Annotated in this window: 14 protein-coding genes and 1 pseudogene; 5 read left to right on the top strand and 10 right to left on the bottom strand. The window is 57.8% G+C overall.

Going from position 1 to position 14,929, the window contains the following annotated elements:
• Window positions 1–85: 85 nt before the first annotated feature.
• The 5 genes from gbpA to ACOTWU_RS16995 all read right to left on the bottom strand — a co-directional run bounded on the left by gbpA (window position 86) and on the right by ACOTWU_RS16995 (window position 3,677).
• A complete protein-coding gene (gene gbpA, locus ACOTWU_RS17015; protein ID WP_126498731.1) occupies window positions 86–1,534 on the bottom strand; it encodes an N-acetylglucosamine-binding protein GbpA in 1,449 nt (482 codons plus the stop codon).
• A gap of 137 nt (window positions 1,535–1,671) precedes the next feature.
• Complete coding sequence (gene ridA / locus ACOTWU_RS17010; protein ID WP_003863373.1) at window positions 1,672–2,058, bottom strand: 2-iminobutanoate/2-iminopropanoate deaminase; 387 nt, start codon at window positions 2,056–2,058, stop codon at window positions 1,672–1,674.
• Window positions 2,059–2,131: 73 nt separating this feature from the next.
• Window positions 2,132–2,593: an aspartate carbamoyltransferase regulatory subunit gene (pyrI, locus tag ACOTWU_RS17005; protein WP_003863370.1), complete on the bottom strand. Its 462-nt coding sequence runs from the start codon at window positions 2,591–2,593 to the stop codon at window positions 2,132–2,134.
• A 12-nt stretch (window positions 2,594–2,605) separates the two neighbouring features.
• Window positions 2,606–3,538 carry an aspartate carbamoyltransferase gene (gene pyrB / locus ACOTWU_RS17000; RefSeq protein ID WP_003863368.1) on the bottom strand — a complete coding sequence of 311 codons (933 nt, stop codon included), beginning with the start codon at window positions 3,536–3,538 and terminating at the stop codon, window positions 2,606–2,608.
• A 34-nt stretch (window positions 3,539–3,572) separates the two neighbouring features.
• Window positions 3,573–3,677 (bottom strand): pyrBI operon leader peptide, encoded by a 105-nt coding sequence (locus ACOTWU_RS16995; protein ID WP_071524139.1) that lies wholly within the window; start codon window positions 3,675–3,677, stop codon window positions 3,573–3,575.
• Between ACOTWU_RS16995 and ACOTWU_RS16990 the strand changes: the two are divergent.
• Window positions 3,657–3,774: pseudogene (locus ACOTWU_RS16990) on the top strand (hypothetical protein). The gene ACOTWU_RS16995 and the pseudogene ACOTWU_RS16990 overlap by 21 nt on opposite strands.
• A 3-nt stretch (window positions 3,775–3,777) precedes the next feature.
• On the opposite strand, the gene ACOTWU_RS16985 reads toward ACOTWU_RS16990, so the two are convergent.
• The 5 genes from ACOTWU_RS16985 to arcA all read right to left on the bottom strand — a co-directional run bounded on the left by ACOTWU_RS16985 (window position 3,778) and on the right by arcA (window position 9,054).
• Window positions 3,778–4,257 (bottom strand): arginine repressor, encoded by a 480-nt coding sequence (locus tag ACOTWU_RS16985; protein WP_003863366.1) that lies wholly within the window; start codon window positions 4,255–4,257, stop codon window positions 3,778–3,780.
• Window positions 4,258–4,337: 80 nt separating this feature from the next.
• Window positions 4,338–5,741 (bottom strand): YfcC family protein, encoded by a 1,404-nt coding sequence (locus tag ACOTWU_RS16980; protein ID WP_022646882.1) that lies wholly within the window; start codon window positions 5,739–5,741, stop codon window positions 4,338–4,340.
• A 46-nt stretch (window positions 5,742–5,787) separates the two neighbouring features.
• Window positions 5,788–6,792 (bottom strand): ornithine carbamoyltransferase, encoded by a 1,005-nt coding sequence (gene argF / locus ACOTWU_RS16975; protein WP_003863360.1) that lies wholly within the window; start codon window positions 6,790–6,792, stop codon window positions 5,788–5,790.
• Between the two features lie 119 nt (window positions 6,793–6,911).
• Window positions 6,912–7,823 (bottom strand): carbamate kinase, encoded by a 912-nt coding sequence (gene arcC, locus ACOTWU_RS16970; protein ID WP_252049376.1) that lies wholly within the window; start codon window positions 7,821–7,823, stop codon window positions 6,912–6,914.
• A 10-nt stretch (window positions 7,824–7,833) separates the two neighbouring features.
• A complete protein-coding gene (arcA, locus tag ACOTWU_RS16965) occupies window positions 7,834–9,054 on the bottom strand; it encodes an arginine deiminase (RefSeq protein ID WP_017383903.1) in 1,221 nt (406 codons plus the stop codon).
• A gap of 675 nt (window positions 9,055–9,729) precedes the next feature.
• Here arcA and ACOTWU_RS16960 point away from each other — a divergent pair.
• The 4 genes from ACOTWU_RS16960 (at window position 9,730) to ACOTWU_RS16945 (ending at window position 14,918) form a co-directional block, all read left to right on the top strand.
• Window positions 9,730–10,182 (top strand): YhcH/YjgK/YiaL family protein, encoded by a 453-nt coding sequence (locus ACOTWU_RS16960; protein ID WP_015572526.1) that lies wholly within the window; start codon window positions 9,730–9,732, stop codon window positions 10,180–10,182.
• A 236-nt stretch (window positions 10,183–10,418) separates the two neighbouring features.
• Window positions 10,419–11,327 (top strand): 2-keto-3-deoxygluconate aldolase, encoded by a 909-nt coding sequence (yagE, locus tag ACOTWU_RS16955; RefSeq protein WP_023302991.1) that lies wholly within the window; start codon window positions 10,419–10,421, stop codon window positions 11,325–11,327.
• Between the two features lie 14 nt (window positions 11,328–11,341).
• Complete coding sequence (gene yagF, locus ACOTWU_RS16950) at window positions 11,342–13,309, top strand: xylonate dehydratase YagF (RefSeq protein WP_017383901.1); 1,968 nt, start codon at window positions 11,342–11,344, stop codon at window positions 13,307–13,309.
• A gap of 226 nt (window positions 13,310–13,535) precedes the next feature.
• Window positions 13,536–14,918 (top strand): MFS transporter, encoded by a 1,383-nt coding sequence (locus ACOTWU_RS16945; RefSeq protein WP_017383900.1) that lies wholly within the window; start codon window positions 13,536–13,538, stop codon window positions 14,916–14,918.
• The last annotated feature ends 11 nt before the right edge of the window (window positions 14,919–14,929 follow it).

Genomic DNA, 14,929 nt, shown 5'->3' with positions numbered 1-14,929 from the left:
CAAATGCGCCCGGTGGCGCTACGCTTACCGGGCCTACGTGACGTGTAGGCCCGGCAAACGAAGTGCCGCCGGGCGTGAAGGCAACTCAGTTCTTCAGCACCCACGCCTCTCTCCAGTGCGCGCCCACGCCCGGCTCAAACTGGGTCGCGTATTTGCTCCACTGCACGCAGTAGCCGCTATACGGGAACGGTTTACACTCGTAGGTCTTACCGTTTTTAGGCTGTAACACCACGGTGCCCGCTTTGTAGGAGGCAATGCTGTCCGGGAAGATAAAGTCATGCGGGCCGCTGCTGTCCGCCGCGTCGCTTTCCAGCATCAGGTTTAGCACGTCCTGCGCGAACAGGGTGCCGTCTTTATTGGTGGCGTAGTATTTCAGCATATGGTGGCCCGCCGTGACGTCAGTCAGCGTCATGGTCACGTTTTGATTGACGTTATTCATATCCTGCTTCAGGTAACCTTTTTCGGCACCGTGGTGGTTCATCACGTGCGCTTCAAAATTAACGTCACCCTGCGTGTTCACATGGAAGGTCACAATCACATTGCCATGTTCGATTTTGCTGTATTGCAGATCGGAAACGGCGATGGTCTCGCTCACCTGCGCTTTTTGCTCTTCATAAGAGATGGCAACGGATTTCAGCGTGCTGCCGTCTTTCACGAAAACGCTGTTGGCGCCGTGAACCGGACTAATTTCACCGGCTTCATCTTTCACACCGACGCGGACATCGCTATGAGCGGTGTTGATCTTCTGCGCCAGATCGTAGGACCACTGGTTAGCGTCGCCTTGTTCTGAAGAGCCGATGGTCATTTCAGTACGCAGGGCGGCAACTTCCCCGTTGGCGTCGAAGAAGCGTGCAATCACTTTATCGCCCACGTTCAGGTTATTCCCGGCAATCTGTCCGCTCAGAGTTTTACTCCACTGGGATATTACCGCTGGGGTATCGTCCGGCGTGACGTTGCCGCCGTTACCGAAATCAACGTCAATGGCCTGAAAGAAACTGTTTGTGGTATCAGCAATTTCCCACACGCCATAAATAACCTGGTAGCCCGTACGTTCCGGGACATTACAGGTCATGGATTTTGTCATGGACGGTGCCTGACCATTCCCGTTAATAGTACAGAACGGCGTTAATTCGAACTGGTCACGGGTCAGCGGTTTATTGGGGTCCCAGTTTTGTTTGGTAATGTAATAACGCCAGTTGGTGGTTTTATGCGGCGCGGTATGGTGCCAGACAAATTCATGCGGGCCTGCCGTCATGGGGCTTTTAGTCCAGGCGTTCAGGCTCTGCTTATCAAGCTGGGAGTAGCTGGCAATACCGGCGCTGGCAAGCTGGCCGTCAGGCGGCATTGCGCCCGTCGGGAAGCCGGAGGTCTTTTCTACGCTCTGCGGTTCATATTGTACAGAGCCACAGTCAATATTCTGGCCGAGCTTACACATATAAGCGCGGCTGGCGGGGGATTCTATATATCCGTGTGCAAGTGCGGAAGACGCAACCGCTAATGTGGCAACGGCCAGCGCGATCTTAGAGAGTTTCATTCTTCATCCATTAATTAGAATATAACAAGGCAGCGTCAGTCTATTAATGGAGTGGGGGATGCGTCATTGCCTGGAGAGAGTAAAAATGGTCGCAATAAAAAAGGCAGCCTGAGCTGCCTTCTCTTTATTGAAATAAATTAGCGACGTACGGCAATCGCTTCAATTTCAATTTTTACGTCTTTTGGCAGACGCGCCACTTCCACACAGGAGCGCGCCGGGAAGGTGGCGTTGTGCTCGGTGAAGAACGCTTCATAAGTGGCGTTAACGGTGGCGAAATCGTTCAGATCTTTCACGAACACGGTGGTTTTGACGATATCGCCCACTTTCAGGCCGGCAGATTCGACGATCGCCTGCACGTTTTCCAGCGACTGACGCGCCTGCGCCGCTACGTCGGCTGGCACTTCACCGGTTTTTGGGTTCACCGGGATCTGACCAGAAGTGATGATCATGCTGCCCAGATCAACGCCCTGAACGTATGGGCCGATAGCCGCTGGTGCATTTTCCGTCGCGAGTACTTTGCTCATTTTTTCTCCAGAATTACAGCGTTAAGAATGTTCCCGGCCATTATAACAGCCGGGATTTCATTACCAACCTCAATTAGTTGGCCAGCACCACATAATGAGAAAACTCTTTTTCGCAGTATTTGCATTTGAGTGCAATGTCATTGGCGCGCTTTTTCACTGCGAAACTGGAGGAAACCGGCTCAGCATGACTGATGCAGTTGCTGTTCGGGCAGACCAGCACGCTTTCGATGCGATCCGGCAGGCTTGGGCGGGATTTGCCCACCACGTCGTAATCGTCGATGCGGTTAACCGTGGCGTCCGGCGCGTACAGAGACAGCTGGTTGACCTGCTCGTCGGTCAGGAAAGTGTTCTCGATCTTGATCAGGTCTTTACGGCCCATTTCGCCCGACGGCAGGTTCAGGCCGATGGTGATGCGCTGGTCGGTTTCAGTCAGTTTGAACAGCGTCAGCAGCTTAAAGCCCACCTGCGCAGGGATGTGGTCAATCACGGTGCCACGCTTGATGGCTTCAACCTGGAGTTTGTTATCGTGTGTCATGGTCGTCTCCCCTTACAGAGCTAATTCGCGATTCAGAACCAGTGCCAGTAACGCCTGGCGGGCGAAGATGCCGTTTCCGGCCTGCTGGAAGTACCAGGCGTGCGGCGTTTTATCCACGTCTGTGGTGATCTCATCGATGCGCGGCAACGGGTGCAGCACCTTCATGTTGTCGCGCGCGCCCTCGAGGTCGCTGGCGCGCAGTACGAACTGCGCCTTCACGTTGGCGTACTCGGATGGGTCAAGACGCTCTTTCTGCACGCGGGTCATGTAGAGAATATCCACGTTGCCCATCACCTCTTCGATGCTGGCGTGCAGGCTCCACGCGATGCCTTTTTCGTCCAGCATATCGAGAATGTACTGCGGCATCGCCAGCGCGTCCGGCGCGATGAAGAAGAAGCGGTTGCCGTTAAATTTCGCCAGCGCCTGGGTCAGGGAATGGACGGTGCGGCCATATTTCAGGTCGCCGACCATGGCGATGTTCAGGTTCTCAAGCGTGCCCTGCGTCTCCTGAATGGTGAACAGATCCAGCAGGGTCTGCGTCGGGTGCTGGTTGGCACCGTCACCGGCGTTCAGCACCGGAATGCCGCCGGAAAACTCGGTCGCCAGGCGCGCCGCGCCCTCCTGCGGGTGGCGCATCACAATCGCGTCCACGTAGGTACTGATAACCGAAATGGTATCCGCCAGGGTCTCGCCTTTTTTGCCCAGCGACGTGTTGCTGCTGTCCGAGAAGCCCACCACGCTCGCCCCGAGGCGATGCATGGAGGTTTCAAAGGAGAGGCGGGTGCGGGTGGAGGCCTCGAAGAAGCAGCTCGCAATCACCTTGTGCTTCAGCAGCTCCGGTTGCGGATTGGCCTTCAGTTTTGCCGCGGTTTCCAGAACCAGTTCCAGCTCTTCGCGGCTGAGGTCGTTTATGGAAATGATGTGTTTTTGATAAAGCGGATTCATGTTTATCTCCTGACGCCGGGCAAAAAAAAGCCCCTCAAATGAGGGGCTCTGGGAATAGGTTTAGCAACGGGAAGAAAAACGGCAGGCCAGCGTCTGATTTCAGACGCGGTAAGACGATATGTCGTACACGCTTGACCATGCTTCCTCCCGGCAAATTGTCGGGCATTATACGCAGCTCGCTTTTGGGATCAAGCGATTTAATGCACGCTTTACTCAATGCAAACGGTTCTTTATGAATATTAATGCGTTCTGAGTAAATAATTAATTTGCTTATGCACCAGTGCGGTGCGCTTCACCACGCGGGGGGCGACCCAGACGATACTGCTTCCGGCCACCACGCCTAAAATTTCCGGTAACTGGTGATAATCCAGAATACGCGCCACCGCGCGGCCATATCCGGCGACGGTATGGATAAGGATAAATTCGCTGTTGTGCTCCACGCTCACCACCATTTCAGAGACGGTACGCGCCGCGTCGGGGGCCGGGCGCAGCTGGGGATTCAGCGAATAAATCTTTAGCCCTTTGGCATTGCGAATTTTTATGACACCGAGCAACTTGAGCAGACGTGAAACGGTGGACTGGCTGATGGTCTCAAAACCCCGCTCCTGTAAGTCGCGGCGGATCTCCTCCTGGGAGAGATAGCTCTTTTCCGCGATCAGACGCTGGCAGACCGTTAGCTGTAGTTGCTCTTTGGGAGAGTACTCTTCGTAATCCATCATAGTTCCCATATCAGTTCCCGAAATAACCGGTGGCACCGCACCGATCCGTAGGCCGGATAAGCGCAGCGCCATCCGGCAAATTACAACAGGGCGCCCAGGCTTAACGCCACCATAATCACCACCGTTAAAATCCCCAGCAGCGGCGCGACCCATTTCAGATAGCGCACGTAGGGCACGCGGGCGATAGCCAGCCCGCCCATCACGACGGCAGAGGTGGGAGTGATCAGGTTAACGATGCCGGACGCCGACTGGTAAGCCGTAACCACCAGGTCGCGGTTGACGTTAGCGAAATCGGCAAGGGGCGCCATGATCGGCATCGTCAGAACGGCCAGGCCGGACGAAGAAGGCACAAGAAACGACAGCACCACTTCCAGCCAGTACATCACGTTGATGAACGCCACCGTCGACAATCCGGTGACCATTCCCTCGGCGCTGTGCAAAATGGTGTGGGTAATCATGCCCTTATCCATGATCACTACGATACCGCGCGCGATGCCGATAATCAGCGCGACGCCCAGCAAATCTCGCGCGCCGTTGATAAAGGTTGAGGTCAGCTCCTCTTCGCTCATGCGGGCGATCAGCCCGACGATAATCGCGCTGGCGAGGAACACCGCCGAGATCTCCGCCATCCACCAGCCCAGCACCGCCACGCCGTAGATCATCACCGCGAAGGCGAGGGCGAAGATCACCAGGATGAGTTTGCGCACCGGGGTAAACTCCAGCGACTGCTCGCCCTTGTTGCCGAGGAAGTGGGCGAGATTCTCTTCCTGCTTATCCGCCACGATCGACAGCGACGGATCCTTGCGCACCTTGCGGGCATAGCGCATTACCCACGCCACGCAGATGATCCAGCCGATCACCAGCAGCGCGATGCGTAACATGATGCCGTTGGTGAAGGGGATCCCGGCGGCGTTGGCGGCGATCACCGTGGCGAACGGGTTGATGGTGGAGCCGAGGGTGCCGATCCCCGCGCCGAGCAGCACGGTGGACGCAGCAACCACCGGATCGAACCGCGCCGCCAGCATCACCGGCACCAGTAAGGTATAGAAGGGCAGCGACTCTTCTGCCATGCCGTAAATCGTGCCGCCTGCGGCAAACAGCGCCATCAGGATCGGGATCATCCACTCCTCGCGGCCGCGTAGTCGGGTGGTGACGCGCTCGATCCCGGCGTCTATCGCCCCGGTTTTAGTGACGATCCCGAGGAATCCCCCGATGATCAGAATAAACAGCGCCACGTCGATGGCCCCGGCCTGGCCGGATTCTGGATCGTACAGGCCGGCAATCGGCGCCATCAGCACCGAAACCAGCCCCTGTGGGTGCGCTGCCACGTGCGCGTAGGTGCCAGCAACCGGCACTTCTTTACCGAGCGCCTCGTTCATTGCCATATGGTACTGCCCGGCCGGAACAATCCACGTCAGCACGGCAACCACGGCAATCAGAAAAAAGAGAATGGTGTAAGCGGAGGGAAACTTGAACTTGCCCATGATGTTCTCCTGAACCCGGCGCACCCCGCGGCGCGCCGGGCGGTGATTAGTCGCCGAGTGTCGCCACCATGACCGCTTTAATGGTGTGCATGCGGTTCTCTGCTTCGTCGAAGACGATGGAGTTCGGTGATTCGAAGACCTCTTCCGTCACTTCCAGCCCCTTCAGGCCGTACGCCATTTCGATTTCGCGGCCCACTTTGGTGTGCTCGTTGTGGAACGCCGGCAGGCAGTGCATGAACTTGACGTTCGGGTTACCGGTGGCCTTCATCACGTCCGCGTTAATCTGATATGGCTTCATCAGGCTGACGCGCTCGGCCCAGGCCTCCTTCGGCTCGCCCATGGAAACCCACACGTCGGTGTAGAGGAAATCGGTGCCCTGCACGCCTTCCTCCACGTCGTCGGTGAGGGTGATGCGCGCGCCGGTCTCTTTGGCGATGGCGCGGCACTGCTCAACCAGGCCCGCCTCCGGCCAGAAGGATTTCGGCGCCACAAGGCGGATATCCATCCCCATTTTGGCCGCGCCGACCATCAGGGAGTTACCCATGTTGTTCCGCGCGTCGCCGAGATAAGCAAAGCTCAGCTCCGGCAGGGTTTTGCCCGGAGAGTGCTCCAGCATGGTCATCAGGTCGGCGAGAATTTGGGTGGGGTGGAACTCGTCGGTCAGGCCGTTCCACACCGGCACGCCCGCGTACTCGCCCAGCTCTTCAACGATGGCCTGGCCGTAGCCACGGTACTCGATGCCGTCATACATGCGGCCCAGCACGCGGGCGGTGTCCTTCATCGACTCTTTGTGGCCAATCTGCGAACCGCTTGGGCCGAGGTAGGTGACCTGCGCGCCCTGGTCGAACGCACCCACTTCGAAGGCGCAGCGGGTGCGGGTGGAGGTTTTTTCAAAGATCAGGGCGATGTTTTTCCCGACCAGGGTTTGTTTTTCGCGTCCGGCTTTTTTGGCGGCCTTCAGCTCGATGGCGAGATCGATCAGGTACTGGATCTCCGCCGGGGTGTAGTCCAGCAGTTTCAGGAAGTTGCGGTTTTTCAGGTTAATGGTCATGGGGAAATCCTTTTTAAAATTTAGCTGTCTGATGCCCTCACCCCGGCCCTCTCCCACAGGGAGAGGGGGCGTACATTCCCTCTCCCTTTGGGAGAGGGCTAGGGTGAGGGGAAAACGACTCAGTTACGAATCAACGTGCCTTTCACGCCCGCCAGGATCTCCGCGCCGTCGGCCAGCGCGCCGATCCCGGCAATGCCGCCGCAGGCCTCAACAAACTCGCGGCAGGCGGCCACTTTCGGCCCCATCGATCCGGCGTCGAACTGCATATCTCTGAGCAGCTCCGGCGTGACCTGCGCCAGCGGACGCTGGGTTGGCTTGCCCCAGTCGAGGTACACCGCGTCGGCATCGGTGAGGATCAGCAGGGCATCGGCTTCGATCTGACGCGCCAGCAGGGCGGCGGAGAGGTCTTTGTCGATCACCGCCTCAATCCCGCGATAGCCGTTGGCGTTTTCCACCACCGGCACGCCGCCGCCGCCGTTGCAGATCACCAGGTGATCGCGCTGAATAAGCGCCGTGATGGCATCACTCTCGACGATGCGCTTCGGTTGCGGAGAGGGCACCACGCGACGGAAATAGGCGCCGTCGGCCTTAAACACCCAGCCTTTTTCCGCGGCCAGCGCTTTGGCCTGGGCTTCGCTGTAGACCGGGCCGATGTACTTGGTCGGGTTGCTGAACGCCGGGTCGGCGGCGTCCACTTCCACCTGCGTGAGCAGGACGCTAACCTCGCGCTGGGGCAGATTGTTTTTCAGCGCCTGCTGGAGCATGTAGCCGATCATTCCCTGGCTTTCGGCGCCAAGAACGTCCAGCGGGTAGGGGGTGACTTTGTCGTAGGCGCTGTTTTGCAGCGCCAGCAGTCCGACCTGCGGGCCGTTGCCGTGCACCAGCACCACGCGCCACTGCTCCGTTAAGCCGGCGATGGTGCGGGCGGCCTGCTCGATGTTCTGGCGCTGGATGTCCGCTTCAAGCGGCTCGCCGCGCTTGAGCAGCGCGTTGCCGCCCAGGGCCACAACCAGAGTGGGTTTTCGTTCCATGATGGCTCCTTTAAATTCCGTCGCGTTCCAGTGGGCAGCTCATGCAGCGCGCGCCGCCGCGACCACGTCCCAGCTCATCGCCCGGGATCGGCAGCACGGTGATGCCTGCTTTGTCGTACTTCTCGTTGGTCCAGACGTTGCGCTCGTAGCCGATCACCACGCCCGGGCGGAGGGTCAGGACGTTGTTAGCGTCGTTCCACTGCTCGCGTTCGGCTTCAAAGGCGTCGCCGCCGGTGGTGATCAGGCGGACGTGGTTAATGCCGAGGGCTTTCTCGATGGCGTGCAGCAGGTCGGTTTCCTGGGTACGCAGCAGGCCGCCGCGTCCGTCCGGGGTGAGCGTCCAGCACTGGGCGTCCTTGCGCACCACTTCCGGGTAAACGGAGAAGGTGTCTACGTCGATGTGGGTCATCACGGTGTCGAGGTGCATGCAGGAGCGGTGTTTCGGCAGCTCAACGGCAATCACGCGCTCGGCCTGGCGATGTTTAAACAGGCTGTTGGCGAGGAACTCCACGCCCTGCGGCGTCGTGCGCTCGGACATGCCGATCAATACCGCCCCGCGGCCAATCACTAATACGTCGCCGCCTTCTAAGGTGGCGTGGTCGTAATTAATATTCTCGTCGCCGAAATACTTAATAAACTCGCCGTCGGCAAATGCGGGGTGCCAGCGATATATTGCCCGCAGGTTATTGGTTTCACGCTGGCGGGCGGGTTTCGCCATCGGATTAATGGAGACGCCGTTATATATCCAGCAGGAGGTATCGCGGGTAAATAAGTGGTTCGGCAGCGGCTTCATAATAAAATCATTCGCCGTGTGGGTATCGACCACCATATTTTTAATGGCCGCCGGAATCTCACCGTAGGTTAATCCGCCGCTTAATCTGCGCGCCAGTTCGCGGTGCGGCATATCCGCCAGCCAGCCGCGCACGTCGGCGGCAAAGGTTGGTCCCAGGCGATAGTCGGAGATTTGTGTTTCAAGAAGCCAGGCTTTTGCTTCCGCAATATCAAGCGTTTGCGTAAGAAGGTCGGTCAACAGCAGGACTTCCACACCCTGCTCGCGCAGCGTGTTTGCGAAGATGTCATGCTCTTCACCCGCCCGTTCAACCGAGAGCACGTCATCAAATAGCAGCTCCTGACAGTTTGAGGGGGTTAACCGTTTCAGACTTAAATTAGGACGGTGCAGCATAACGCTACGCAATTGACCAATTTCAGAACCGACGTAATGCTTTTCCATAATTATTCCTTTAACTTTTTTTCAGAATAAAAAGGGCATGCGCCATGTGATGTGTTTAATTTCATGGCGGCTAAGCTCAATTGATTTCGTGATTTATAGTAGGCGCTTAAATAATGGTTATTGTGACATTGCTCACGCGAAAACCGATATTGAGCAGTTTATTTTCAATTGCATGATTCGTATCAGATAATGATTAATTTCATATTATTAAGGGATGAATAGCTAAGCAGGAACGGGTGGCAATATTTGAAGTTGTTATTATTTTGTAGAATCACACGCTTTGAAATATTTAGTTATGTTGTTGATTTTAATGGATAAAATGTTGTCACGGGAATAGCTATGCAATAATGACAGTTAACTATTTTTCACTTAAGAGAAATCAATAAATAATTATGGATTTTTAAAGGAAATAACCAAAGTGGTAAAGTGTGATACACCAACAGGTTTTGTGAGTTATGTTTTAAATTCAGTGAGTTAGATCCTATGTGCAAAGTGCATGAAATGAGGTTATGCATAACCACTGCATAAATGCCTGTGTGCAATTAACAGTGGATTAACACATTTCCCGATAAACATGCGCTGACGCAAATCTTGTCAAAAAAGGGCTGGTATGGAAGAGGCAATTCTCGTATAAAACATAAAAATGAAACAATGTTTTAATCTGAGGGTTGTATCATGATTATTGGCAATATTCATCATCTCCAGTCCTGGTTGCCAGAAGAGCTGCGCCAGGCCATTGAGCACGTTAAGGCCCACGTCACCGACGCAACGCCGACCGGTAAGCACGACATCAACGGCAACAGCCTGTTTTATCTGGTTTCGGAGGACATGACCCAGCCGTTTGCCGAGCGTCGCGCTGAATACCATGCACGCTATCTGGATATTCAGATTGTGCTAAAAGGTCAGGAAGGGATGACCTTCAGTACCCTGCCGCACGGTACGCCGGACACCGACTGGCTGGCGGACAAAGACATCGCGTTCCTGCCGGAAGGCGAGCAGGAGAAAACCGTGGTGCTGAGCGAAGGGGATTTTGTGGTGTTCTGGCCGGGCGAAGTGCATAAGCCGCTGTGCGCGGCGGGAGCGCCGGCGCAGGTGCGTAAGGTTGTGGTGAAGATGCTGGTAGAGTAACCCCTCACCCCGGCCCTCTCCCAAGGGGAGAGGGTGTAAAAGTTCCCTCTCCCCTTGGGAGAGGGTTAGGGTGAGGGAACCAGACCGCACCCACGCATAATGTGATCCAGCTTAAACTTCCCGCACTCCCTCCTCATCTCCCATTTACCTGCGCTTTTTCTGCGTCATAGTATGATCGTTAAAATAATGAACGCTGTTCTATAATGTAGAACAAAATGATTCAGCAAGGAGATCTCATGCCGCAGTCCGCGTTGTTCACGGGTATCATTCCCCCTGTCTCCACCATTTTTACCGCCGATGGCCAGCTCGATAAACCGGGTACCGCCGCGCTGATCGACGATCTGATTGCTGCGGGCGTCGACGGCCTGTTCTTCCTGGGCAGCGGCGGCGAGTTCTCCCAGCTCAGCGCCGAAGAGCGTAAAACCATTGCCCGGTTTGCGATCGATCATGTCGATCGTCGTGTGCCGGTCCTGATCGGCACCGGCGGCACCAACGCCCGGGAAACCATTGAGCTGAGCCAGCACGCGCAGCAGGCGGGCGCGGACGGCATCGTGGTGATCAACCCTTACTACTGGAAAGTATCGGAAGCGAACCTGATCCGCTATTTCGAACAGGTGGCCGACAGCGTCACATTGCCGGTGATGCTCTATAACTTCCCGGCGCTGACCGGGCAGGATCTGACCCCGGCGCTGGTGAAAACCCTGGCCGACTCGCGCAGTAACATCGTCGGCATCAAAGACACCATCGATTCCGTCGCCCACCTGCGCAGCATGATCCACACCGTTAAAGGCGCCCATCCTCATTTCACGGTGCTGTGCGGCTACGACGATCATCTGTTTAATACCCTGCTGCTCGGCGGCGACGGGGCGATCTCGGCCAGCGGCAACTTTGCCCCACAGGTGTCGGTAAATCTTCTGAAAGCCTGGCGGGATAACGACGTGGCGAAAGCGGCTGAGTATCATCAGACCCTGCTGCAAATCCCGCAGATGTATCAGCTGGATACGCCGTTTGTGAACGTCATTAAAGAGGCGATCGTGCTCTGCGGTCGTCCGATTTCTACGCACGTCCTGCCGCCAGCCTCGCCGCTGGACGAGCCGCGCAAGGCGCAGCTGAAAACCCTGTTACAACAGCTCAAACTCTGCTGAGCCGGACGATAACGATGACCATTGAGAAAATTTTCACCCCACAGGACGATGCGTTTTATGCGGTGATCACCCACGCGGCGGGGCCGCAGGGCGCACTGCCGCTGACCCCGCAGATGCTGATGGAATCCCCCAGCGGCAACCTGTTCGGCATGACGCAGAACGCCGGAATGGGCTGGGACGCCAACAAGCTCACCGGCAAAGAGGTGCTGATCATCGGCACCCAGGGCGGCATCCGCGCCGGAGACGGGCGTCCGGTTGCGCTGGGCTACCACACCGGACACTGGGAGATCGGCATGCAGATGCAGGCGGCGGCGAAGGAGATCACCCGCAACGGCGGGATCCCGTTCGCCGCCTTCGTCAGCGATCCGTGCGACGGTCGCTCGCAGGGCACGCACGGTATGTTCGACTCCCTGCCGTACCGCAACGACGCGGCGATCGTGTTTCGCCGTCTGATCCGCTCTCTCCCGACGCGGCGGGCGGTGATCGGCGTGGCGACCTGCGATAAAGGGCTGCCCGCCACCATGATTGCGCTGGCTTCCATGCACCATCTGCCGACCATTCTGGTGCCGGGCGGGGCGACGCTGCCGCCCACCGTGGGGGAAGATGCGGGCAAAGTGCAGACCATCGGCGCGCGCTTCGCCAACCATGAGCTCTCCTTGCAGGAGGCCGCCGAGCTGGGCTGTCGCGCCTGCGCGTCGCCGGGCGGCGGGTGTCAGTTCCTCGGTACGGCGGGCACCTCGCAGGTAGTGGCGGAGGCGCTGGGTCTGGCGCTGCCGCACTCTGCACTGGCGCCGTCCGGGCAGGCGGTGTGGCTGGAGATCGCCCGCCAGTCGGCACGCGCGGTCAGTGAACTGGATAACCGCGGCATCACCACGCGCGATATCCTCACCGACAAAGCCATCGAAAACGCGATGGTGATCCACGCGGCGTTCGGCGGCTCCACTAATTTACTGCTGCACATTCCGGCCATCGCCCACGCGGCGGGCTGCACGATCCCGGACGTTGAGCACTGGACGCGCGTCAACCGCAGGGTGCCGCGCCTGGTGAGCGTGCTGCCCAACGGCCCGGACTATCACCCGACCGTGCGCGCCTTCCTCGCGGGCGGCGTGCCGGAGGTGATGCTCCACCTGCGCGATCTCGGCCTGTTGCATCTGGACGCCATGACCGTCACTGGCCAGACAGTGGGCGAGAACCTCGACTGGTGGCAGAGCTCGGAGCGCCGTAAGCGCTTCCGCCAGTGCCTGCGCGAGCAGGACGGCGTGGAGCCGGATGACGTGATCCTGCCGCCGGAGAAGGCAAAAGCGAAAGGGCTGACCTCGACGGTCTGCTTCCCGACGGGCAACATCGCGCCGGAAGGATCGGTGATCAAGGCCACGGCGATCGACCCGTCGGTCGTCGGTGAAGATGGCGTTTACCGCCACACCGGTCGGGTGCGGGTGTTTGTCTCGGAGGCGCAGGCGATTAAGGCCATCAAGCGGGAAGAGATTAAGCAGGGCGATATCATGGTGGTGATCGGCGGTGGACCGTCCGGCACTGGCATGGAAGAGACCTACCAGCTCACCTCCGCGCTCAAACACATCTCGTGGGGCAAGTCGGTGTCGTTAATCACCGATGCGCGCTTCTCGGGCGTGTCGACGGGCGCCTGCTTCGGCCACGTATCGCCGGAGGCGCTGGCGGGAGGGCCGATTGGTAAGCTGCGCGATAACGACATCATTGAGATTGCCGTGGACCGCCTGACTCTGACCGGTAGCGTGAACTTCATCGGTACCGCGGACAACCCGCTGACGCCGGAAGAGGGGGCGCGCGAGCTGGCGCGGCGGCAGACGCACCCGGACCTGCACGCTCACGACTTTTTGCCGGACGATACCCGGCTGTGGGCGGCATTACAGTCCGTGAGCGGCGGCGCCTGGAAAGGCTGTATTTATGACACCGATAAAATCATTGAGGTAATTAACGCCGGTAAAAAAGCACTCGGCCTTTAATTATTTTTTGAGAGAAAGTCGTCTGCGGAAAATATTCCGCGGACGGTTTTTGCTTGTCTTTAATTTTCTAATTTAAACAATGACTTGTGATATATCGTTGGCGTCACAAAAGCGAAATAACGTAATTCAGAAATAAGATATGACCATTGCTGGTTAATTGAGCATCTCATTACACTCCATTAACACGATGTTGTAATTCAGCACACTACATAAGGGTGTAATTCTGATGACGCAATTAACCATGAAAGACAAAATTGGCTACGGGCTGGGTGACACCGCCTGCGGCTTCGTCTGGCAGGCTACCATGTTCCTGCTGGCCTATTTCTACACCGACGTGTTCGGTCTCTCCGCGGGCATAATGGGGACGCTGTTTTTAGTTTCCCGCGTGCTCGACGCCGTGACCGATCCGCTGATGGGGCTGCTGGTAGACCGCACCCGCACCCGCTACGGCCAGTTCCGCCCGTTCCTTCTGTGGGGCGCCATCCCGTTTGGCATCGTCTGCATGCTGACCTTCTACACGCCGGACTTCTCCGCGCAGGGCAAAATCATCTACGCCTGCGTGACCTACATTCTGCTGACTCTGGTCTACACCTTCGTTAACGTCCCGTACTGCGCCATGCCGGGGGTGATCACCGCCGACCCGAAAGAGCGTCATGCCCTTCAGTCCTGGCGTTTCTTCCTCGCCGCCGCGGGGTCGCTCGCCATCAGCGGCATCGCGCTGCCGCTGGTCAGCATCATCGGCAAAGGGAACGAGCAGGTGGGCTATTTCGGCGCCATGTGCGTGCTGGGTCTGAGCGGCGTAGTCCTGCTTTATGTCTGCTTCTTCACCACCAAAGAGCGCTACACCTTTGAGGTACAGCCTGGCTCGTCGGTGGCGAAAGATCTTAAGCTGCTGCTGGGCAACGGCCAGTGGCGGATCATGTGCGCCTTCAAGATGATGGCGACCTGCTCTAACGTGGTGCGCGGCGGGGCGACGCTCTACTTCGTGAAATACGTGATGGATCACCCGGAGATGGCGACGCAGTTTTTACTCTACGGCAGCCTCGCCACCATGTTCGGCTCGCTCTGCTCGTCTCGTCTGCTGGGCCGCTTCGACCGCGTCACCGCCTTTAAGTGGATCATCGTCGCCTACTCGCTGATTAGCCTGCTGATCTTCTTCACGCCGGCGGAGCATATTGCCCTGATTTTCGCCCTCAACATCCTGTTCCTGTTCGTCTTTAACACCACCACGCCGCTACAGTGGCTGATGGCCTCTGACGTGGTGGATTACGAGGAGAGCCGCAGCGGGCGCCGCCTCGACGGGCTGGTGTTCTCCACCTACCTGTTCAGCCTGAAGATTGGCCTGGCGATTGGCGGGGCAGTGGTGGGCTGGATCCTGGCGTACGTGAACTACTCCGCCAGCAGCAGCGTGCAGCCGGTCGAGGTGCTCACCACCATCAAAATTCTGTTCTGCGTGGTGCCCGTGGTGCTCTATGCGGGCATGTTCATCATGCTGTCGTTTTATGAGCTCACCGACGCCCGCGTGGACGCCATCAGCCAGCAGCTGATCAAGCACCGCGCGGCGCAGGGCGAGGCCATTCCCGACGCCGCGACAGCCGCATCCCATTAACCGGAGGCAAC

This window comes from Enterobacter cloacae complex sp. GYL001 (genome assembly GCF_049237125.1).
GTDB classification, from domain to species: domain Bacteria; phylum Pseudomonadota; class Gammaproteobacteria; order Enterobacterales; family Enterobacteriaceae; genus Enterobacter; species Enterobacter hormaechei_C.
This window is presented reverse-complemented; position numbering and strand designations above follow the sequence as displayed.